A 20,572-nucleotide genomic window follows, 5' to 3' on the forward strand; every position below is an offset into this window, starting at 1 on the left:
CCGGTGAGCACCTCTTCCCATCCCGAACAGAGAAGTTAAGCCCGGACGCGCCGATGGTACTGGAGTCACATCCGGGAGAGTAGGTGGCCGCCAACCCCAACAAAACACCCCTTGTCCCCTTAAAAAGACAAGGGGTGTTCTCGTTTTAACGCATAAGAAGGAGAGAGGGAACGATAACTATCATAGTCTCTTTAGATAGCTCAATTTGATGCTACCCCTGATTCAATCATTTTATAGCTTAATCGAGCTAAGACTGACTAAATAGATCGATACTAAAAATTATAATTCAAAAGCTTAATATTAATTGCATAGTATTTATGCGAACTTATCAAACAAAAATGGCAGCTCTAAAAAGCTACCATTTTTGTTTATTACTTCTAACGCTATCTATAGATCAGGAACACAGCGGGCTGTTTATGAATGTCGGGCAACTTGCCTTTCCATTGGCTAATTGTCTTTGTCTGAATGAATTCATGTTCTGGTGAGGTGATGTTCGCTGCTATGCAAAGTTTTGTTTCCGGATGGAGTGTAGTGAGCAGGTCTTCTAAGAGTTTGTTATTCCGATAAGGCGTTTCCATAAAGATCTGAGTTTGTTTACGCTGTTGCATTTCCTTCTCTAACTGACGCAAAGCTTGTAGTCGTGGACCTTTATCTATTGGTAAATAACCATGGAAGGCAAACTGTTGTCCGTTAAAGCCACTGGCCATTAAGCTCAGTAGGATGGCAGATGGACCCGCAAATGGAATAACTTTAATTTCTTTTTGATGTGCATATTTTACTATTTCTGCACCTGGGTCAGCAATACCGGGGCAACCAGCTTCTGAAATAATTCCTGCATCTATACCTTTTTCAACTATGGGTTTTAATGAAGCCTGTACCTGTGCTGGGGTAGCATCCTTATCTATCTGAACAAATGTTAACTCTTCTATAGTTAGTTCCGGGCATATCATTTTAACATAACGACGGGCCGTACGAAGATTCTCAACTATAAAATAGCTTAAATTACGAACTGTGTCTTTTACCTGTGGCGAGATAACCTGATCAGCTGTGCCCTCTGCCAGTATAGTAGGAATCAGGTATAAGTTACCGGTCTTTTTCATGCTACAAAACTATTAACTATAAGCGGATAAAAATATAAAAGCTGCCTCGGCCACTTAGCAAAGACAGCTTTTAAACTATAGGTGAATTATACTATTGATAACAGTTCTATAGTGAATCTGCACTCAGGAAAGTAGTTACCAGTTCATATACCTGATCGGGGGCTTCAGCATGTACCCAATGCCCGGCATTTGGTATAGTTTCTACTTCAACTAAGGTAAATAACCGCTCGATGCTGTCATAAATATCTTCCGGTTTGATATACCGTGACCGGCCACCTTTAATAAACAAGGTATGCTTTTTAAATGGCACATCCGATGTAATGGCTTCTGCAACCATTGCATAATTTCTCTCAATCGCATCCAGGTTCATGCGCCATCCAAAAGTGTTGTCCTCTTTGCGGTAGAGGTTCTTCATCAGGAAAAGGCGTACATCTTCTTCCTGTATTTGTTTCGCTAATTGTGCATCTACTTCACCGCGGCTCGTAACACTTGCCAGATCTACCGACTGCAGCGCATCTATAATTTCGTCGTGGTGCGGTGGATAGGCTTTGGGAGCAATGTCTACAACTATAAGCTTGGTGATGCGGGTTGGATATTTCAGCGCGTAGTTCATGGCAACCTTACCACCCATCGAATGGCCCATTATAGCTGGCGTTGGGATTTGTAGTTCATCTACCAGGCGTAATACGTCTTCGGCCATGGCATCATAATCGTGCTCCTCGGAATGTGGCGAACGACCATGGTTGCGAAGATCAACCAGAAAAACATTGTAGTGCTCAGCAAAACGTTTTGCCAGCGTCTGCCAGTTGTCTAATGTGCCAAACAAGCCGTGCAGGATAAGCAACGGTTGACCATGGCCCATTTCTTTATAGTGTAGTTTCATTATTTCAGTTATCAGTTAACAGTAAATAGGTATCAGTTTAGGCTTACGAAACTATAGTTTGAGAGATATAGACTATAGTAACTATAGTACAGTTATCAGTTTTTCTTCAGCTCCGCGCTCTTTTAAAATACCCAATGGCTGAAGGTCTAAGCTATAGTTGGCAAACAGTTGCAACACTTCATCGCGGCCAGCCGGATCGACAGCCACTAACAGACCGCCGCTTGTTTGCGGATCGCAGAGCAGGTGTTTCTGGTCTGGAGTAAGGTCTGCTATTTTGTGGCCGTAGCTGTCGAAGTTGCGGTTTGTGCCGCCTGGTATAGCTTTCTGTGCCAGGTACTCCAGCGCTTCCTGTATTACCGGTACTTTATCAAAGAAAACCTCTGCGGCCAAATTACTGCCTTCGCACATTTCCGATAAGTGGCCTAACAAACCGAAACCGGTAACGTCGGTCATGGCTTTTACTTGTGGCAGTTTGCCAAGTTCAGCACCGATCTTATTCAGCTGCATCATTTGCTTTGGTGCCAGGTCAGTATGTTCTGGTTTAAGGATTGCTTTTTTCTGAGCGGTAGTAAGGATGCCAACACCAAGCGGTTTAGTTAAGTATAGTTCGCAGCCGGCAGTGGCCGTATCATTGCGTTTCAGGTTCGGGATGTCGAGCATGCCGGTAACAGCCAGGCCAAAGATTGGCTCGGGGCTGTCGATGCTGTGGCCGCCGGCTAAGGGGATACCAGCTTCGTGGCAAATACTGCGGCTACCTTCAATTACACGCTTAGCAACCTCGGGTGTTAGTTTATCTATCGGCCAACCCAATACAGCAATCGCCATTATCGGAGAGCCGCCCATGGCATACACATCCGAGATAGCATTAGCCGAGGCAATACGACCGAAATCATAGGCATCATCAACTATAGGCATAAAAAAGTCGGTGGTGCTGATAACGGCGCGGTCATTGCCAATGTCATAGACAGCGGCATCGTCGCGCGACGAATTACCAACTATAAGCTTTTTATCTTCGGGATAGCTGATGTCGGAATGGAGGATAGCGTCCAGCACTTTTGGTGCAATTTTGCAGCCGCAACCGGCTCCGTGGCTGTACTGGGTAAGTTTTATAGTTTGAGCAGATGTTTCTTCCATGGTTAAATCAGGTTGTTGGTTTTGGCGAAAGCTATGAGTTGCTGTGCGTTTTCCTCGGGATCTATAGTTTGTAGCGGCAGCATGTGTACCTGTTGCTTTGGTTTTAACTGATAATGATATGCTTTGTCGTAGTACGAAAGCGCAATCTCCACCATTTTCTCCATATCGCCGGTTGCAATGGCGTCCAGCGCCTCTTGGGTAGCTAAACCGCCCAGGCGTTTCTTTATCTTAACTATAGCTGCTTCCAGTACGGTTTTATCGGTGCGGCAATATTCGTGCGCCAGCTTTTGCACGCGCAGTTTTTTAGGTACATCTATAACTATAGTTGGCCGCTGCTGCATGTAAGTGAAAAACTCATGCGGCATTTTTACTCGACCGATCGTTTCACCTTCATCTTCAAACCAAACCGACTGCTCCGGATTTAGTTTTAAAAGTGCAGAGCCAAGCAGGTTCTCGAATTGCTCTGTAGTGGGTTGTGCGGGCATGCCTATACTTCCGAAGGCAGAGCCTTTGTGGTTAGCCAATCCTTCCAGGTCTATAGTTTGCTGGCCAAGCTTTTGCAGGTAAGGCAGTATGTCTGTTTTGCCACTACCCGTAAAACCGCTGAGTACAACTATAGGCCATGGCTTCGTGAATTGCTCCTGTATAAAGTGCCGGTACGCTTTGTAACCGCCTTGCAGCAGGTGTACCTTAAACCCCGCAAAGCTCAGCAGCCAGGCCATTGCCCCGCTACGCATACCACCACGCCAGCAATGCAACAGTACTTCCTTATCCGGAGCTATGTTGGTAGCACTTTTCACAAACTCCGACATCTTTGGCCCAAACAGATCCAGGCCCAGTAACACGGCCGGGTCGTGGCCTTGCTGTTTGTAAGAGGTCCCAACTTTTGCACGTTCTTCATCCGTAAAAATCGGAAAGCTTTGCGCCTGTAAAATATGGCCAGCTTCGTATTCTTTGGGTGCGCGCGCATCCAGCACAGGCAGCTTTTCAGCCTTCTGCAGAAACTCCTCTATCGTTACCGGGTTTATCAAAATGGCTTATTTAAGCTGGCGCAGGTATAGTTGTATGGTGTTCTCCAGGCCATAGTACAGCGCGTCGCAGATCAGGGCGTGGCCAATGCTCACTTCCAGCAATCCAGGCAGATTATCTTTCAGATATTTCAGGTTGTCCAGATCCAGGTCGTGGCCGGCGTTCAGGCCAATGCCGTATTCCTGTGCCTTAACAGCTGCTTTTACATAGGGGGCAATGGCTGCTTCGCGGTTGGCGTGGTACTGGCGGGCGTAATCCTCAGTGTATAGTTCAACGCGGTCGGTGCCAACTATAGCAGCGCCTTCAATCATGCTTTCTACCGGGTCTACAAAAATAGAAGTGCGGATTCCCAGACTTTTCATTTCCGAAATTATATCCGTCAGGAAGTTCTTATGTTTTATAGTATCCCAGCCGGCATTGGAGGTGATGGCATCCGGGGCATCGGGCACAAGTGTTACCTGCTCCGGCTTTACGTCTTTTACCAATTTCAGGAAATCAGGTGTCGGGTTGCCTTCTATGTTAAACTCGGTTGTAACTATAGGTTTCAGGTCGTATACATCCTGGTAGCGGATATGGCGCTCGTCTGGGCGCGGATGCACGGTGATGCCCTGTGCTCCGAAGCGCTCACAATCTTTGGCAGCCTGCACTACGTTTGGTCTGTCGCCGCCGCGGGCATTCCGAAGCGTGGCTATTTTGTTTATATTTACACTGAGTTTGGTCATGTTGCTTGGTTGCCGCTTATAGGTACGGCTATTTTACTTTTAAACGAGATGACTAAATTAATGGAAATTTAAATAAGATGTTATGCCCGGGGTGTTGCCTCTAAAGCAAAAGCTCCGTAGAAGTAGCATAACTCCTTGTGCTGATACATACTATAAAAGATTAAAAACTATGACCTTAAAAGAAAGAGTAGAAGCTGATATAAAGCAGGCCATGCTGGCAAAAGATAAACCACGCTTACAGGCCCTGCGAAGTATAAAATCGCTGATACTGCTGGCCGAGACCGAAAAAGGCGGTGGCGAAGGCTTAACTCAGGGCACCGAGCTGAAGCTGCTGACTAAAGCAGCCAAACAGCGCCGTGAATCGGCGGAAGTATATGCACAGCAGAACCGCGCCGACCTGGAGCAGATTGAACTGGGCGAACTGGCTGTGATTGAAGAATACCTGCCAAAACAGCTGGATGAAGGCGATCTTCGCATCCGGTTGGTAGAGATCATTCAGCGCCTGGGAGCTACCGGGCCATCGGACCTGGGACGTGTAATGGGCGTTGCTTCTAAGGAGCTGGCTGGTCAGGCTGATGGTCGTGCCATTTCTGCTGCGGTAGGAGCTTTGCTGAACAACACCGATTTTTAATTTACGATCAAAACTATAGTTACCACCTTCATCTATAGTTGGTAGCCTAAACCGATTATTTTATCTTAGCGCTGCTGCATTGGCTTTACACCTGTGCAGCAGCGTTTTTATTTAGATTCTATAGTTTCTGCCCCATGAGCACTTTCGATTATTTCCTGCTGGTCCCGATCTTGTTTGGGGCATTTATGGGCTTCCGGAAAGGGTTGCTGCTGGAGCTGGTGTCCTTACTGGCGCTGGTGCTGGCGATACTTGGCGGGCTGAAGTTTCTGAATGTGGCGCTGCCTATAGTTCGGGACTTTGTTGGCGATGTGGGTGGTGTGCTGCCGTACCTTACATTTATAGTTGTTTTTATCGCGATCATTATCACTGTTTACCTGATCGGGTTCATCCTCAAAAAGGCCATCGACTTTACACCTTTTGGCTTCTTCGATAATTTTCTGGGAGCAATACTGGGTGCGCTGAAGTGGTGCTTTGCCATCAGCCTGTTGCTTTATGTTTCGGATATAGCCGGCATAAGCATTACAGAAGAGACCGCTTCTGAATCTATAGTTTACCCGGTGGTGCTCAAAACCACGCCTTACGCCCTGGACATCCTGAGCTATGTACTGCCATTCGTTAAAACACTGATGGATTCGTTGAAAGGGTTTTTTTAAACTATAGTTATGGTAAAAAAATATAAAGCAAACCGGAAAGGCCCTATGCCTTATATAATAGCCTTGTTGGTGTTGTTACCCTTTGTGGTTTTTGCGCTTGATACAGAGGCTTTCCTGAAGCAGCCTTATATTTTATTACCCTTGCTGGCCCCGCTGGCACTTCTCTTATGGTCTTTCTTTGGCACCTGGTACAAAGTAGTTGACGGAAAGCTAAGGTATAGATCAGGTTTCCTGACGGGTGAGATCAACATCAGCCACATAAGGCAGCTTATAGTTGGCGAAACCATGTGGGCAGGCATTAAACCGGCAATTGCCAGCAAGGGCATTATTATAAAGTATAACCGTTACGACGAGATCTACATTGCGCCGGAAAACAACTCGGAGTTTGCAGAAGATTTGAAAGCACTAAACCCAACTATAGAGATTATCTATAAGCAGTAACTTAATACCTTATCAGTACATCCAATCCATGTTGCTCCTGCTCGATAACTTTGATTCGTTTACCTATAACCTGGTGGACTATTTTGGTCAGTTGGGAGTGGAAGCGCATGTGGTCCGCAACGACGTGCCGTTGGCAGAAATTAAGAAACTGCCCATTAAAGCTATAGTTCTCTCGCCGGGGCCGGGTACGCCGAACGGAGCAGGTGTGTTGATGGATGTGATACACGAATACCACGAACGCGTACCGATGCTGGGCATTTGTTTAGGGCACCAGGCGCTGGGCGAATTTTTCGGGGCAAAGCTGGAGAAAGGGGAAAAGCCCATGCATGGCAAGATCTCAGAAATAATCTGCGAACCGGATCCGATTTTTGAAAATCTGCCGGAGAAGATGGAAGTGGTACGCTATCATTCGCTGGTGCTGCGCCACACGCCGCCAACTATAGTTCCGCTGGCTCACACAGCTACAGGCGAGCTAATGGCATTTAAGCATAACTCATTGCCACTGTACGCGTTACAGTTTCATCCGGAGGCGGCGCTTACTACTTATGGCTTAGAAATGCTACGAAATTGGCTGAGTATTGCTAATATTGCAGTATAATTTATATTTTTTGCATAGTTTACCTATATGGATCTACAAGTCAGACAAGAAGGCGAATTTCAGTATATTGATGAAGGGCAGGGAGAAGTGCTATTGCTATTGCACGGCTTGTTTGGCGCTCTCAGTAACTGGAATGGCGTCGTAGACCATTTTTCCAAGAATTACCGCGTTGTTATTCCGCTCATGCCTATCTACGAGATGGCGTTGCACAAGGCCGGCGTACCCGGACTGGTTAATTTTGTGGAAGACTTCGTGAAGTTTAAGAAGCTGGACGACCTGACCCTGCTGGGTAACTCGCTGGGCGGACACGTAGCACTGGTTTACTCCTTAAATAACCCTGCCAAAGTAAAGCGCCTGGTGCTTACCGGTAGTTCTGGCCTGTTCGAAGACTCGATGGGGGGCTCTTTTCCGAAGCGCGGCAACTATGAGTATGTAAAAGAACGCGTAGAGTATACCTTCTACCGCCCTGAAACGGCAACAAAGGAACTTGTTGATGAAGTTTTCAACATTACCAACAGCAATGCCAAGTGTTTGCGTATCATAGCTATAGCCAAGTCGGCGCAGCGCCACAACATGGCCAAAGATATTACAAACATTAAAGTTCCTACCCTGTTAATCTGGGGACTGAATGACACCATAACGCCGCCGCTGGTAGCACACGAGTTTAACCGGCTGATGGAAAACTCGGAACTATACTTTATAGATCAGTGCGGCCACGCCCCTATGATGGAACATCCGGAGCGTTTTAATAGTATCTTAGAAAGATTTTTAGACAGAACCAGCATACAGCAACCCACATGATCGCAGAAGAACTCATCAACCAAATGATCCCGCCGCTTAAGCTCTATGATACCGTAGAAAAAGCGCTGCGCTGGATGGATGAGTTCCGTGTAAATGAATTGCCTGTAGTTAGCAACCGCAAGTACCTGGGCATGGCTACCGAGCAGGACCTGGTAGACCTGACCGACCGCAACCAAACCCTGAAAGAAGTTGAACTGGATTACCAGGATGTGCATGTGATGCACTTTCAGCACTTTTATGATGTGATGGAAGCGGCCATTAAAAACAAGATACAGGTAGTGCCCGTGCTTGATGAGATGCAGGAGTACATGGGCATTATAACTATAAACGATACCCTGGCAGCCTTCGGGCAGATGTCGGCGTTGCAGGGGCAGGGCAGCATACTGGTGTTGAGCATGCCGGAGCGCGATTATTCCCTGAGCCAGATCAGCCGCCTGATTGAAGAAGAAAACACTAAAATTCTGAGTGCCTACGTGTCGCCGGACGAGCTGGATCCCTATAACATAAAGCTTACGCTAAAGCTGAACGCCACCGATCTCTCACGGATAATTGCCACGTTAGAGCGTTTTCAGTACCGCATTACAGCCCAGTTTAACGATGGCAACTCCTTTGATGTAGGCAAAGACCGCCTGGATATGTTATTCAAGTACCTGGATATCTAAAGACCGGTGCTACGGATCAGCCTGCTTTTTATGCTTATAGTCTGGAACTGCGCCATGGCAGTTGCTTTGTCGTGCACAGAGCCGAAGGTAGTGATACAAGCGGTGCAGTTTACCGGCAATGAGACCACCAAAGAGTTTGTGCTGGCCCGCGAACTCACCTTTAAACCCGGCGATACGATTGTTACCGAAAGTCTGGAAGCACAACTCGAGGAAAGCCGCAAGCGCATCTATAATCTCCGTCTGTTTCACCATATCAACTATAGTTATACCTGCACTGATGGCCAGGTTATAGTTACTTATACCGTGCAGGAGCGTGTGCATTTGTACCCTATTCCTGTGTTCGATATAGCTGACCGTAACTTTAACGCCTGGCTCGAGAAAAAGGACCTGCGCCGCCTGGACTATGGCATTGTGCTCACGCGTAAAAACTTCAGAGGTAGGAACGAGGACATCCGCCTGCGCCTGCAGCACGGCTTTAACCGCCGGCTGGAGCTTTCGTACCGGGTGCCTTACCTGGGCGGTAGCCGCAACTGGGGCTACGAAGTAGGTATAGCCGATTACCGCAGCCATACCATCAGTTACAACATCCTGAACAACCGCCAGTATTTTTATGAGCAGGAAGAAGGCATGCCCATTAACCGGACAAGTGCCGCCGCCGCGATAGTTCACCGGCAGAGTGTGCAACGCCAGTCAGCGCTCCGTTTGGCTTACCTGCACGAGGAAACCTCCGATACCATAGTTACCCTGAACCGCGACTACTTTAACACCGGCCTGTCACATCGCAACTCCATTCGCCTCGACCTGACACATGTTATAAACCAGCGGAATACCTTTGCCTACCCGCTTACGGGCAGCTATTTTGATGTGGGCATCGGCCATGCTTTTTTCCTGAACGATACGGGTACTGGCTTTACAACTGCACGTGCCAAGTACGTAAACTATAGCCAACTATCAGAAAAATTTTATTATACTGTAGGTGCCGAAGTGCAGGCACGGCTGGGCAGCAATTTTGCTGTAACCGATAATGTGGCGCTTGGCTACCGGTCACTGGTGCGTGGCTACGAACTATACGTGGTAGGTGGGCAGCATTACGGGCTTTTTAAACAGGGTCTGTCGCGGGAGATGCTCAACATAAAAGGCATCCATCTTAACTTTATAAAAAACCCGAAGCTGAACAAAGTGCCCTTAGCGTTGTATTTAAATGCCTTTACCGATGCCGGGTATACTATAGATGAGGTGTATGATGCCCATAACCCGCTTACAAACAAGTTGCTGGTAGGTGGTGGCATTGGCCTGCATGTTGTTACGTTTTATGATATTGTACTGCGCGGCGAGTACACGGCCAACCGCGAAGGCAACCGGGGCCTTTACCTGAACATGGGATACCCTTTTTAATGAACTGCTTATGAGAATTGCTATACTTGGTAAACCTTTCAGCGAACGGATCGCACCTTTTATTCAGGAACTGTTTGATGAATTGCTGCGCCGCAAAGCAGATATGATGCTGGTAGAGCATTTTCAGTTGTACCTGCAAAACACCCTGCGTATCCCGAATGATATTCCGACCTTCCGGCGTGGCGATGACCTGGCTGGTGTGGATGTGGTGCTGAGCATTGGCGGTGATGGTACCCTGCTGGATACGGTGACCTATGTAGGGGCGCAACAGATACCAATACTGGGTATAAACACCGGCCGTCTGGGCTTTCTTGCTACCATTTCGCACGATGCCATCAACATTGCGCTGGATGCTTTGTATAAAGGCAAATATACCCTCGACGACCGCGCCCTTATCAGCGTAGATTCCGATCAGGACATTTTTGAAGGCGTTAACTTTGGTTTAAATGAGTTTAGCTTACAAAAACGTGACAGTTCGTCTATGATTGCGGTGCATACGTATATTGATGGAGAATACCTGAATTCTTACTGGGCAGATGGATTGGTAGTGGCTACGCCTACCGGCTCTACCGGGTACTCGCTAAGTACCGGCGGACCGTTGGTGCTACCGCAAACCAACAATTTTGTTATTTCACCCGTATGTCCCCACAACCTTAATGTGCGGCCAATGATCGTATCAGACAAGAGTGTGATCTCGTTTGAAGTGGAAGGTCGTAGCAGCAGCTACCTTGCTTCGCTCGATTCAAGGTCTGTGCCCGTTGATATGAACGTGAAGCTGGCTGTCAGGCGGGAAAAGTTTGTAGCAAGGCTGGTAAAGTTGCCTCACGTCAACTTTTTTTCTACGTTGCGCAGCAAATTAAACTGGGGAATGGATAACAGAAACCTCTTTCAGAAGTAACAGATTAAATATATGTAATATTATTTCTTTAATAATACATAATCTTTATTTTTGTCTTTATAACTTTAGGAGGGGTGTCTGTAAAGCAGCCACTTGCATAGCATTTTGATATGAAAAAACTTTGTACCCTTGTCCTGCTGCTTGCCTTTGCCATGTGTTTTGTGGCTACTGATGCAGATGCTCAGCGCTTCACATTAAGGAAGCGGTACGCGTCTGTCGGGGTGCACCTGGGAGCTATGAACTACTTCGGCGATATCGTACCTCAGCCGGATTTTACCAGTCTCCGCTTCAAATCTACCCGGCCAAACGTAGGTATCAGCTATACTTATCGTTATTTCCCGCGCGTGTCGGTACGTGGCAGTTTTCACTGGGGCCGTATATTAGGGGATGATAAGTTAAGTGCAGCTGCTTCCGAGTCAGAGAACCTTGGCCGCTACAAACGTAACTTATCCTTCCGCAACGATATCAAGGAGCTGAGCGGCGTAGTTATAGTTGACCTGTTCGAAAACCGCCAGACCTACCGCCGCCGTCCGGACTTCGTGCCATACGGTTTTGTGGGTGTTGCCGTATTCCACCACAACCCGAAAGCATATTACAAAAACGGTTCCCGCAGCGATATAGCTGCTGCAGACGATATTCCGACAGGCTGGTATGAACTACAACCCCTTGGTACGGAAGGCCAGTATGTAGAAGGAAAAGGTTATCCGGAGCCATACAAGCGTGTACAGTTTGCTATTCCGTTTGGCTTGGGTGTGCGATATAAAGTTGACAGATACTGGGACTTAAGCTTTGAAGTTGGCTGGAGAAAAACATTTACCGATTACCTGGATGATGCAAGTACTTCATTTGCGGACAAAGCAGACCTGTTAAACAATAATGGAAGTACAAATCCTAAAGCATCCGCTATCTTATCTGACAGAAGTTTTGAAGGCGGTGCTCAGGAATTCCCAAGCCAGATAATGCCTGATCCATCTCCGGGAGTTCCTTATAAGAGGTTGAACGGTTATGGCACATCAGCTAATACTATGCGCGGTGACAGGACCGATAAGGACTGGTACATTGTTACGGGCGTAAGTGTAAACTATATTTTAACACCAAGAATCAGAAGTCCGAAGTTTAGATAATAGAACAAAGTACTGTTCGTTGTTACCTAAACCCTGTTTAGCGAATACATGATTTTACATAAGATTAAACAAGCACTCCTTATTTGTGTAATGCTGCAAGTAGGGAGTGCTTTTTTTACCACTCCTGCAGTAGCACAAGCTTTTATTACCAGCGAGATTGGTATTGGGCTTGGCGGTGCCAACTATAAGGGGGAACTTGCCCCTAATTACCGCTTTCTGAACAACCAGCCTGCGCTTACACTCTTTTACCGTCGCGACCTTAGCCCGTCGTTTACAGCACGGGGCGGTATTATGCTCAGTCACCGTATTGTAGATGATAATACGATTGGCGATGGAGTGCAGGACCTGCCCCTACCTAACTATAGGCAGTCCGAACTGCGTCTCAGCCTGGCCGAAGTATCAGCTGTAATGGAGTATAACTTCTTTGATTACTACGACCTTTCGCAGAAGGTCCGGATCTCGCCCTACTTTTTTGCGGGTGTGGCCGGCCTGATCTATAACAAAAAGCTTACCTCCGATAACCCGAGTCTGGATGAACTGAACAAGCCATTTGATACGGACCTGACAGTGAGCATCCCGTTCGGTGTTGGAGTGAAGTATGCCCTGAACAAACACTGGAACCTGGGGCTGGAATTTGGTACCCGCATGTTGTTTAACGATAACATGGATTTCCTGACAGAAGCAGACGGTAAGCACGTGGCCAACCCATACGACAAAGACTGGTATTTCTACAACGGAATAAGCATTTCCTATACCATTTACACTATAAAATGTCCGCCACCATACAGGCGCCAGCCAGGCATATTAGATTAGCCATTTAAAATTTAATTAAATTATCCTGCTTTTTGTAACTTGCAAGGAAATAGTGGTTAAATGGATCTCAAGGAGAAAGTAGATAGGAACAATTTACCCAGGCACATAGCCGTTATAATGGACGGCAACGGGCGATGGGCTAAGCAGCGGGGAGGATTACGCATTTTCGGACATAAAAGTGCGATTACAGCTGTGCGCGAAACCGTAGAGGCGGCCGCAGAGCTTGGCGTAGAATACCTGACTTTGTATGCTTTTTCTACGGAGAACTGGTCGAGACCGGCGAGTGAGGTATCGGCGCTGATGCAGCTGCTGGTAACTACCATACGCAAGGAGACGGCCACACTTAACAAGAACAACATACGGCTGCAAACTATAGGCGATACGGCCAGCCTGCCGGCAAGTTGCAGACGGGAATTAGAGGAAGCCATAGAAATAACGAGCAACAACAGCCGCATGACGCTGGTGCTGGCCCTGAGCTATAGTGGCCGCTGGGAGCTGACGCAGGCCATGCGAAAACTGGCAGCAGAGGTAGAGCAGGGTAAATTGCAGGCTTCCGAAATTAATGAGCACATGATCGCAGAAAGCCTGGCAACCGCCGGTATGCCAGACCCGGAACTGCTTATCCGGACCAGTGGCGAGATGCGCATCAGTAACTTTTTATTGTGGCAATTAGCTTATACCGAATTATACATTACCGAACTGCTTTGGCCGGATTTCCGGAAGGAGCACCTTTATGAGGCAATATTATCTTATCAACGTCGCGAGAGGCGCTTCGGAAAGACGAGTGAACAACTAATCAAGTAAAATATTAATGACAAGATCCATTTGGGTGCTGTTCTTCCTGCTTCTGGCAGGTACAGCCTCTTCACAAGTGCGCAACAACCCTACGCAAACAAACCCTGTAGATTACATGCAGCCGCGCCAGTATCAGATTGGCGGCATTACCGTGAGCGGGGCTAATTTCCTGGATCCGAATGCTCTTATAGCTGTTACAGGCCTGAAAGTGGGTGACGAGATTACCGTGCCCGGCGAGGATATAGGGCAAGCCATCCAGAAACTATGGGCGCAGGGTATTATCGGCGATGTGGATGTAACCATTACCCGCATAGAAGGAAACCAGATCTTTCTTGATTTTCATCTGAAGGAGCGTCCGCGTCTTTCCAGATTTGAGTTTTCGGGGGTAGGTAAATCGCAGCAGGAAACCCTGCGCGAGAAAGTAAGCCTGCAGCGCGGCCGTACCGTGAACGACGCCACCCTGAACAGCACACGTACGATCATCAAAAACTACTTTGCCGAAAAAAGTTACCTGAATGCGAAGGTGAATATTATGCAGCGCCCGGATTCGCTGTTGCCAAACAGTGTGGTGCTCGATATCCGCATCGATAAAGGCGACAAGGTAAAGATAGGTAACATTGATATAGTTGGTAACGAAGCCTTCTCTGACAGAAAACTGGAGAAGCAAATGAAGAAGACAAAAGAGAAGAGCATTCTTAACCTTTTCTCTTCCTCCAAGTTCCAGGAAAACGAGTTTGAGAATGATAAACAGCTCCTGCTGGATTTCTATAACTCAGAAGGCTACCGCGATGCGGTTATAGTTTCGGACTCGGTTTACAGAATAAGCGACGACCGCCTGGGCATTGTGATTACTGTAGATGAAGGCAAGCGCTATTATTACCGCAACATTACCTGGAAAGGCAACTTCCTGTACGACGACGAGTACCTGACCCGCGTGCTGGGTATAGAAAAAGGTGATGTGTATAACCGCCAGGAACTGGACAAACGCCTGAACTATAACCCGACAGGGATTGACGTGTCGGCGCTTTACCAGAACGACGGTTACCTGTTCCAGAGCATTGATCCGGTGGAAGTACGTGTAGAAGGCGACTCGATTGACCTGGAAATGCGCGTGTACGAAGGACCGCAGGCAACTATAAAAAATGTAGTGGTTACCGGTAACACCAAAACAAGCGAGCACGTGATCCGCAGAGAGCTGCGCACCTTGCCTGGCGAAAAGTACAGCCGCGACGATCTGATCAGAACAAGAAACGAACTGGCAGCCTTAGGGTACTTTGACCCGGAGAACATCGGTCTTCAGCCTATCCCGAACCAGGAAGATGGTACCGTGGATATACATTACTCTGTAGTTGAGAGACCAAACGACCAGATCAGCTTGTCTGGTGGCTGGGGTGGTTCTATCGGAGCGATCGGTACGGTGGGCTTAACACTGAACAACTTCTCTACCCGCAAGTTCTGGGATCTGGATGAGTGGAGACCAGTGCCAAGTGGTGACGGACAGCGCCTGTCGCTGAACGTGCAGGCAAATGGTAAGTACTATCAGTCTTATTCATTGTCGTTCACAGAGCCGTGGCTGGGTGGCCGTAAAGCAAACTCACTTACAGTAAGCTTGTTTAAAACAGTTTACCGCCGCTCCAGCAGAAACGAAGCAGACTCGAAACTGAATGTGGACGGAGCCTCTGTAACATTAGGCCGCCGCCTGAAGTGGCCGGATGATTTCTTCCAGATGAGCCACTCGTTGTCTTACAGCCGTTATAACCTGGACAACTATACCTACCTGTTCCCTGATTTTACAGATGGTATATCCAACAGTATCTCGTTTGTAAACACACTTTCACGCTACAGCATTGATAACCCGACCTTCCCGACACGTGGTTCGCAGCTGACACTGAGCGTAAACCTGACGCCGCCTTACTCGCTGTTTAAGGACAATGCAGGCAAGTACGAGTTTGTAGAATTTAATAAATGGATGTTTGATGCATCGTATTTTATAAACTTGGCAGGGAAATTGGTGTTGAATACCAGAGCGCACTTTGGTTTCCTGGGCAAGTATAATTCTGATGCTACCATTGGTCCTTTTGAGCGCTTCAAACTGGGTGGTGCCGGACTTGGTGGCGGTAACGTATTTGTTGGTACCGAGTACATTGGTCTGCGCGGATACGAGGATGAAAGCGTGGTGAATGAGAGTGACCCGACCGTGCAGCAGGCAGGTGGTATAGCTTACAACAAATTTGTAATGGAACTACGCCAGCTGATCTCGCCGAGCCCGGCCGCAACAATTTATGGTTTGGCCTTTGTGGAGGCAGGTAACAATTTCGGATCATATAAAGACTATAATCCGTTTAAGTTATATCGCTCGGCAGGTATAGGTGCCCGTATCTTTATGCCAGCCTTTGGCTTACTTGGATTTGACTATGGCTGGAGACTGGATGATCTGCCAGGTCAGCAGGATGCGAAGCGAGGTATGTTCCACTTTATTATCGGGCAGCAGCTGCGCTAACCAAATTGAATTAGTATGAAAAAGTTTTTGTTCATCTTTTTAGCTGGCTTTTTTCTGACGCATATTTCCAATGCGCAGAAGATTGGGTATATTGATTCGAACTTTATACTGAGCAAAATGCCTGCTTACAACAAAGTACAGCAGGAGATGGACAAATATGCGGAGACCTGGCAGCGGGAGCTCGAAAGCCTGCAGAAGGATGTAGACAAGCTGAAACAGGAATACCGTGCCGAAGAGGTGCTGCTTACCGAAGAAATGAAGAAGAAGCGCCAGGCCGAGATCAGCAAGAAAGAAACAGAGGTCCGGGATTACCAGCGAAAGGTTTTTGGCTACGAAGGCATGATGTTTAAGCGCCGCCAGGACCTGATGCGCCCGATACAGGACGAAGTTTTTACAGCCGTAGAAAAAGTATCGAAAGCAAAGCAGATCGCGATTATGTTCGATAAGTCGGGGGACCTGGTGATGATCTATACCAACCCGGTGCACGATTATACAGAGTATGTGCTGGAAGAACTGGGGCTGGCATCTGATAAAGCAAACACCCCGGGTGCACGGCCAGCCGATGCGCTGAAAGAGAGCCCTGATGATTTGCCGGCAGTAGGAGAGGAAGCCCAGGAAGAGCAGAAACCGGTGGAGCAACCAAAAAAGCCAGCAACTAAAAAGAAGCCAAACAACTAACCAGAATAACTATTATTAATTAACCAACCAATGATGAACAAAATCAAAACCTTAGTAGTAGCGTTTTTACTGATCAGCTTTGCCTCTTTTGCACAGAGCAACGACCAGCCCCTGAAGATTGGTTATACTAACGTTGAATACATCTTACTGCAAATGCCAGAAAGCAAGCAGATAGAGTCGTCTTTGAAAGACCACAGCACACAGCTTGAGAACCAGCTGAAAGGCAAATACAGCGAGTACGAAGCCAAACTACAGGCATACGAAAAAGGCGCTGCTACCATGGATAAAACTATCCGTGAGGACAAAGAAAAAGAACTGATGAACCTGAACAACTCTATCCAGGAGTTCCAGCGTAACGCGCAGCAGTCGCTTCAGCAGAAAGAGAAATCTTTAGTTGATCCGGTTATCGCTAAAATCGACAAAGCTATTAAAGATGTAGCAAAAGAGAACGGCTATACTTACGTGATCAGCAACCAGGCTTTACTGGCAGGCCCAGAGGATGGCGACATCTCTCCGCTTGTACTGAAGAAATTAGGTGTTGACCCAACAAAAGCTGCTGCCAAGCCAGAGCCGGCTGCTGCAAAGCCAGCTGCTACACCAGCTAAGACGCCTGCTAAAACACCAGCAAAATCTAATACTAAGAAGAAGAACTAATAACGTACTTTCTTATAGTTTTGAAAGCCGATGTGATAAACTTCGGCTTTCTTTTTATTTATAGTTTATAGTTACAGCATACCCGTGGCAGATTACGAAGAACAGGACATAACCGCAGAAGACTCCGACGAACTATACGAGCACCACCGCATTGTAGTGGATAAAGGGCAGGCACTGCTCCGTGTAGATAAGTTTCTGATGGACCGGCTGGCCAATGTTACCCGCAACAAACTACAGGAAGCCATCAGGGCGGAATCGGTGCAGGTGAACGACAAGCCGGTAAAGGTTAGCTACAAAGTAAAGCCACTGGATGTAATAACCATAACCCTGGCCGAGCCACCACGCGATACCGATATAGTGCCGGAGAACATTCCGCTAACTATAGTTTACGAAGACGAGGAACTACTGCTGGTAAACAAACCGGCCGGCATGGTGGTGCACCCGGCTTACAACAACTGGACCGGCACGCTGGTAAATGCCTTAACTTACCATTTGCAAAACCTGCCTACCCACCGCAACGGCGAGGGCCGCCCGGGGCTTGTGCACCGCATTGATAAGGATACATCCGGGTTGCTGGTTATTGCCAAAACAGACTATAGCATGGCTTTTCTGGCCAAGCAGTTTTACGACCACACCATAGAGCGCACCTATTATGCACTGGTATGGGGCGTGCCAAAACAGGATGCCGGAACTATAGTTGGCCACGTAGGCCGCAGTGCCAAAGACCGTAAGGTGATGACCGTTTACCCCGATGGCTCTTATGGCAAGCATGCAGTTACGCATTACAAAGTGCTCCGCAAGTTTAAATATGTAACGCTGGTGCAATGTAACCTGGAGACGGGCCGCACACACCAGATACGGGCGCATATGAAACACATTGGGCATCCGCTTTTTTCAGATGCAACCTATGGCGGCGATAAAATTGTGTACGGAACCCCGAATGGCAGTTACAAAGCTTTTGTAGAGAATGCGCTGAAGCTGATGCCGCGGCAGGCGCTGCATGCCAAATCGCTGGGCTTTATACACCCCACTACCAAACAGGAACTGCAGTTTAATTCCGAACTGCCTGAAGATTTTGTAGCTGTACTGGAAAAGTGGGCACTGTATGAGAACGAAGCGTAAACAATTTCTATAGTTACTGCTTTACACATCGTTGTCTCTATTGCGCTATAGAAATTATTGATCAACAACTAACGTGCTATAGTTCGTATCTTTGTAAAGCAACCGTACCAAAACGTATAGATGAGCAAAAAGAATAAGGGCAAAACAGGGGTGCTGCTGGTAAATCTGGGTACACCCGATACGCCCTCTACACCTGATGTAAGAAAATACCTGCGTGAGTTCCTGCTGGATAAGCGCGTGATAGATATTAACCCCGTAGGCCGCTATGCCCTCGTGAACGGCATTATCGCCCCGTTTCGTGCGCCGAAATCTGCCAAGGTCTATCAGCAACTATGGACCGACCGAGGTTCGCCGCTGATGTACCATGGCCGCGACCTGCAGGCAAAACTACAGACAGCCTTAGGAGAAGATTATCACGTAGCCTTTGGGATGCGTTACCAGAGCCCGAGTATAAAAAGTGCGTTGGAAGAGCTGCGCGAACTTAGTGTGGACCGCATCATTGTAGTACCGCTGTTTCCGCAATATGCCGCCGCTACCACCGGCTCGGTGCACGATAAGATCATGGAGATCGTGAAAGACTGGTGGATCATACCAAGCATTAACTTTATCTCCAGCTACTGCGACGATCCTAATTTTATACAGGCGTTTGCTGAGCTGGGTAAAAAGTACATGGCCGAAGATACCTATGATCATGTGGTGTTCAGTTACCATGGCGTACCCGAAAGGCAGGTGTTAAAAGGCAGTGATCATGGTTACTGCAAACTGGGCTCCTGCTGCAACAGCTACAACAAACGCAACAAATACTGTTACCGGGCTTCCTGCTTTGTTACATCCAGGTTGCTGGCCGAGGCCCTTGGCCTGCGCGAAGACCAGTACACAATAGCTTTCCAGTCCAGGTTGTTGAGCGACCCATGGCTGCAGCCATATACCGATGACGTATTGAAAACGCTTCCGGCCAAAGGCATTAAGAAAGTGCTGGCCTTTAGCCCAGCCTTCGTAGCCGATTGCCTGGAGACAACTATAGAGGTAGGCGAAGAATTTAAGGAAATGTTTGAGCACGCCGGCGGCGAAAAATGGGTGCTGGTAGAAAGCCTGAACTCAAGCGACGCCTGGGTAGATGCCCTGAAGCAAATGGTGTTGGAGAATTGATAAGACTTGAAAATGAGGAGATCTGAAAATCTGAAGATCATCTCCGCAAAACTATAGCAAAAGAGCCTCTGAACATATCAGCGGCTCTTTTGCTATAGTTGAATTTAGATCTGTAAAATCAGCAATCAGATCCTTTTAAAGTCAACCCAGTAATCAGAGGTGGCATCGGAATAGGAGCGGAGCTTTTGGAGGAGGATGATGGGGTCCTCTTCCACGATAATATTATGGCGCTGGTCTGCTTTTACAAAGCCTTCGGCAACTGTGTGGTCGATCATCTCAAAGAACCTGTCGTAGTAGCCATTGATGTTGTAAAAGGCCACCGGCTTCCGGATAATACCTAACTGGTTCCAGGTAATGATCTCGCAGATCTCATCGAATGTGCCAAAACCGCCTGGCATGGCAATAAAGGCATCGGAGCGGGCGGCCATCATAGCCTTGCGCTCGTGCATGGTCTGTACCACATGTTGTTCATGCAGCCCGGTATGGGCCACCTCGCGGTCAACCAGGCTTTGCGGGATTACGCCTATTGCTTTGCCCCCATGTGCCAGCACCGCATCGGCTATCACCCCCATCAGCCCTACATTGCCACCACCATACACCAATGCTATAGTTTGCTCGGCCATCAGCTTGCCTAACGCCGCCGATGCAGTGCTATAGTTTGGGTTTATGCCTATGTTGGCTCCACAAAAAACGCCTATGCTTTTCATTTTAGGTTCTGTTTGTAATTAAATAAAGAAAAGCTCCGGTTTTACTGTCGGAGCTTTTCTTGTTAGAATCTATAGTTGCGTTA

22 protein-coding genes and 1 rRNA gene are annotated in these 20,572 nt (G+C 47.6%); 17 read left to right on the top strand and 6 right to left on the bottom strand.

Annotated features, from left to right (window positions below; genetic code table 11):
* Positions 1–96: ribosomal RNA gene (rrf, locus tag H7F15_RS17765) — 5S ribosomal RNA — on the top strand; the annotation flags it as partial.
* A gap of 287 nt (positions 97–383) precedes the next feature.
* Here rrf and H7F15_RS17770 read toward each other — a convergent pair.
* From H7F15_RS17770 to H7F15_RS17790, 5 genes are all read right to left on the bottom strand, one after another.
* Complete coding sequence (locus H7F15_RS17770) at positions 384–1,100, bottom strand: SAM-dependent methyltransferase (protein ID WP_185198349.1); 717 nt, start codon at positions 1,098–1,100, stop codon at positions 384–386.
* A 106-nt stretch (positions 1,101–1,206) separates the two neighbouring features.
* Positions 1,207–1,983, bottom strand: coding sequence for an alpha/beta fold hydrolase (locus H7F15_RS17775; RefSeq protein WP_185198350.1), 777 nt, complete (start codon positions 1,981–1,983; stop codon positions 1,207–1,209).
* An 81-nt stretch (positions 1,984–2,064) separates the two neighbouring features.
* Positions 2,065–3,117 carry a selenide, water dikinase SelD gene (gene selD / locus H7F15_RS17780; protein WP_185198351.1) on the bottom strand — a complete coding sequence of 351 codons (1,053 nt, stop codon included), beginning with the start codon at positions 3,115–3,117 and terminating at the stop codon, positions 2,065–2,067.
* A gap of 2 nt (positions 3,118–3,119) precedes the next feature.
* Positions 3,120–4,148, bottom strand: a complete 1,029-nt coding sequence (gene mnmH / locus H7F15_RS17785; protein WP_185198352.1) for a tRNA 2-selenouridine(34) synthase MnmH — start codon at positions 4,146–4,148, stop codon at positions 3,120–3,122.
* 6 nt (positions 4,149–4,154) lie between these two features.
* Positions 4,155–4,868, bottom strand: coding sequence for a pyridoxine 5'-phosphate synthase (locus H7F15_RS17790; protein WP_185198353.1), 714 nt, complete (start codon positions 4,866–4,868; stop codon positions 4,155–4,157).
* A gap of 169 nt (positions 4,869–5,037) precedes the next feature.
* On the opposite strand from H7F15_RS17790, the gene H7F15_RS17795 reads away from it, so the two are divergent.
* The 16 genes from H7F15_RS17795 to hemH all read left to right on the top strand — a co-directional run bounded on the left by H7F15_RS17795 (position 5,038) and on the right by hemH (position 19,782).
* Positions 5,038–5,499: a GatB/YqeY domain-containing protein gene (locus H7F15_RS17795; protein WP_185198354.1), complete on the top strand. Its 462-nt coding sequence runs from the start codon at positions 5,038–5,040 to the stop codon at positions 5,497–5,499.
* A gap of 134 nt (positions 5,500–5,633) precedes the next feature.
* The gene (locus H7F15_RS17800; protein WP_185198355.1) at positions 5,634–6,152 is read left to right on the top strand and encodes a CvpA family protein; all 519 of its coding nucleotides are present in this window, start codon (positions 5,634–5,636) and stop codon (positions 6,150–6,152) included.
* A 45-nt stretch (positions 6,153–6,197) separates the two neighbouring features.
* The gene (locus H7F15_RS17805; protein WP_255481317.1) at positions 6,198–6,593 is read left to right on the top strand and encodes a PH domain-containing protein; all 396 of its coding nucleotides are present in this window, start codon (positions 6,198–6,200) and stop codon (positions 6,591–6,593) included.
* A gap of 28 nt (positions 6,594–6,621) precedes the next feature.
* Complete coding sequence (locus H7F15_RS17810; RefSeq protein WP_185198357.1) at positions 6,622–7,191, top strand: aminodeoxychorismate/anthranilate synthase component II; 570 nt, start codon at positions 6,622–6,624, stop codon at positions 7,189–7,191.
* Positions 7,192–7,218: 27 nt separating this feature from the next.
* Positions 7,219–7,992 (top strand): alpha/beta fold hydrolase, encoded by a 774-nt coding sequence (locus H7F15_RS17815; RefSeq protein WP_185198358.1) that lies wholly within the window; start codon positions 7,219–7,221, stop codon positions 7,990–7,992.
* Entirely contained in the window at positions 7,989–8,654 is a 666-nt protein-coding gene (locus tag H7F15_RS17820; RefSeq protein WP_185198359.1) for a CBS domain-containing protein, read from the top strand. The genes H7F15_RS17815 and H7F15_RS17820 overlap by 4 nt, the downstream gene beginning before the upstream one ends.
* A gap of 30 nt (positions 8,655–8,684) precedes the next feature.
* Positions 8,685–10,049: a POTRA domain-containing protein gene (locus H7F15_RS17825; protein ID WP_255481318.1), complete on the top strand. Its 1,365-nt coding sequence runs from the start codon at positions 8,685–8,687 to the stop codon at positions 10,047–10,049.
* Positions 10,050–10,059: 10 nt separating this feature from the next.
* Positions 10,060–10,947: an NAD kinase gene (locus H7F15_RS17830; RefSeq protein ID WP_185198360.1), complete on the top strand. Its 888-nt coding sequence runs from the start codon at positions 10,060–10,062 to the stop codon at positions 10,945–10,947.
* 110 nt (positions 10,948–11,057) lie between these two features.
* Positions 11,058–12,071, top strand: a complete 1,014-nt coding sequence (locus tag H7F15_RS17835) for a DUF6089 family protein (protein WP_185198361.1) — start codon at positions 11,058–11,060, stop codon at positions 12,069–12,071.
* Positions 12,072–12,119: 48 nt separating this feature from the next.
* On the top strand, positions 12,120–12,884 hold the full coding sequence (locus tag H7F15_RS17840) for a DUF6089 family protein (RefSeq protein ID WP_185198362.1): 765 nt from the start codon (positions 12,120–12,122) through the stop codon (positions 12,882–12,884).
* Between the two features lie 60 nt (positions 12,885–12,944).
* Positions 12,945–13,688, top strand: coding sequence for an isoprenyl transferase (locus H7F15_RS17845; protein WP_185198363.1), 744 nt, complete (start codon positions 12,945–12,947; stop codon positions 13,686–13,688).
* 7 nt (positions 13,689–13,695) lie between these two features.
* A complete protein-coding gene (gene bamA / locus H7F15_RS17850) occupies positions 13,696–16,179 on the top strand; it encodes an outer membrane protein assembly factor BamA (RefSeq protein ID WP_185198364.1) in 2,484 nt (827 codons plus the stop codon).
* A 15-nt stretch (positions 16,180–16,194) separates the two neighbouring features.
* Positions 16,195–16,857 carry an OmpH family outer membrane protein gene (locus tag H7F15_RS17855; RefSeq protein ID WP_185198365.1) on the top strand — a complete coding sequence of 221 codons (663 nt, stop codon included), beginning with the start codon at positions 16,195–16,197 and terminating at the stop codon, positions 16,855–16,857.
* Positions 16,858–16,887: 30 nt separating this feature from the next.
* Positions 16,888–17,511 carry an OmpH family outer membrane protein gene (locus H7F15_RS17860; protein WP_185198366.1) on the top strand — a complete coding sequence of 208 codons (624 nt, stop codon included), beginning with the start codon at positions 16,888–16,890 and terminating at the stop codon, positions 17,509–17,511.
* 84 nt (positions 17,512–17,595) lie between these two features.
* Positions 17,596–18,633, top strand: coding sequence for an RluA family pseudouridine synthase (locus tag H7F15_RS17865; RefSeq protein ID WP_185198367.1), 1,038 nt, complete (start codon positions 17,596–17,598; stop codon positions 18,631–18,633).
* A 120-nt stretch (positions 18,634–18,753) separates the two neighbouring features.
* Complete coding sequence (gene hemH, locus H7F15_RS17870; RefSeq protein WP_185198368.1) at positions 18,754–19,782, top strand: ferrochelatase; 1,029 nt, start codon at positions 18,754–18,756, stop codon at positions 19,780–19,782.
* 125 nt (positions 19,783–19,907) lie between these two features.
* Here the strand turns inward: hemH and H7F15_RS17875 are convergent, their stop codons facing one another.
* On the bottom strand, positions 19,908–20,489 hold the full coding sequence (locus H7F15_RS17875) for a TIGR00730 family Rossman fold protein (RefSeq protein WP_185198369.1): 582 nt from the start codon (positions 20,487–20,489) through the stop codon (positions 19,908–19,910).
* Positions 20,490–20,572 lie beyond the last annotated feature (83 nt).

The organism is Pontibacter sp. Tf4, from assembly GCF_014212495.1.
In the GTDB taxonomy this organism is placed as follows: Bacteria; Bacteroidota; Bacteroidia; order Cytophagales; family Hymenobacteraceae; genus Pontibacter.

Excerpts from the sequence above, each read along its gene's own strand:
- hemH (WP_185198368.1), top strand. The coding sequence starts at position 18,754 with ATGAGCAAAAAGAATAAGGGCAAAACAGGGGTGCTGCTGGTAAATCTG.
- H7F15_RS17790 (WP_185198353.1), bottom strand. The coding sequence starts at position 4,868 with ATGACCAAACTCAGTGTAAATATAAACAAAATAGCCACGCTTCGGAAT.
- H7F15_RS17800 (WP_185198355.1), top strand. The coding sequence starts at position 5,634 with ATGAGCACTTTCGATTATTTCCTGCTGGTCCCGATCTTGTTTGGGGCA.
- H7F15_RS17820 (WP_185198359.1), top strand. The coding sequence starts at position 7,989 with ATGATCGCAGAAGAACTCATCAACCAAATGATCCCGCCGCTTAAGCTC.
- H7F15_RS17875 (WP_185198369.1), bottom strand. The coding sequence starts at position 20,489 with ATGAAAAGCATAGGCGTTTTTTGTGGAGCCAACATAGGCATAAACCCA.
- H7F15_RS17795 (WP_185198354.1), top strand. The coding sequence starts at position 5,038 with ATGACCTTAAAAGAAAGAGTAGAAGCTGATATAAAGCAGGCCATGCTG.
- H7F15_RS17860 (WP_185198366.1), top strand. The coding sequence starts at position 16,888 with ATGATGAACAAAATCAAAACCTTAGTAGTAGCGTTTTTACTGATCAGC.
- H7F15_RS17830 (WP_185198360.1), top strand. The coding sequence starts at position 10,060 with ATGAGAATTGCTATACTTGGTAAACCTTTCAGCGAACGGATCGCACCT.
- H7F15_RS17840 (WP_185198362.1), top strand. The coding sequence starts at position 12,120 with ATGATTTTACATAAGATTAAACAAGCACTCCTTATTTGTGTAATGCTG.
- H7F15_RS17810 (WP_185198357.1), top strand. The coding sequence starts at position 6,622 with ATGTTGCTCCTGCTCGATAACTTTGATTCGTTTACCTATAACCTGGTG.
- H7F15_RS17845 (WP_185198363.1), top strand. The coding sequence starts at position 12,945 with ATGGATCTCAAGGAGAAAGTAGATAGGAACAATTTACCCAGGCACATA.
- selD (WP_185198351.1), bottom strand. The coding sequence starts at position 3,117 with ATGGAAGAAACATCTGCTCAAACTATAAAACTTACCCAGTACAGCCAC.
- H7F15_RS17835 (WP_185198361.1), top strand. The coding sequence starts at position 11,058 with ATGAAAAAACTTTGTACCCTTGTCCTGCTGCTTGCCTTTGCCATGTGT.
- H7F15_RS17775 (WP_185198350.1), bottom strand. The coding sequence starts at position 1,983 with ATGAAACTACACTATAAAGAAATGGGCCATGGTCAACCGTTGCTTATC.
- H7F15_RS17770 (WP_185198349.1), bottom strand. The coding sequence starts at position 1,100 with ATGAAAAAGACCGGTAACTTATACCTGATTCCTACTATACTGGCAGAG.
- H7F15_RS17855 (WP_185198365.1), top strand. The coding sequence starts at position 16,195 with ATGAAAAAGTTTTTGTTCATCTTTTTAGCTGGCTTTTTTCTGACGCAT.
- H7F15_RS17805 (WP_255481317.1), top strand. The coding sequence starts at position 6,198 with ATGCCTTATATAATAGCCTTGTTGGTGTTGTTACCCTTTGTGGTTTTT.
- H7F15_RS17825 (WP_255481318.1), top strand. The coding sequence starts at position 8,685 with ATGCTTATAGTCTGGAACTGCGCCATGGCAGTTGCTTTGTCGTGCACA.
- H7F15_RS17815 (WP_185198358.1), top strand. The coding sequence starts at position 7,219 with ATGGATCTACAAGTCAGACAAGAAGGCGAATTTCAGTATATTGATGAA.
- bamA (WP_185198364.1), top strand. The coding sequence starts at position 13,696 with ATGACAAGATCCATTTGGGTGCTGTTCTTCCTGCTTCTGGCAGGTACA.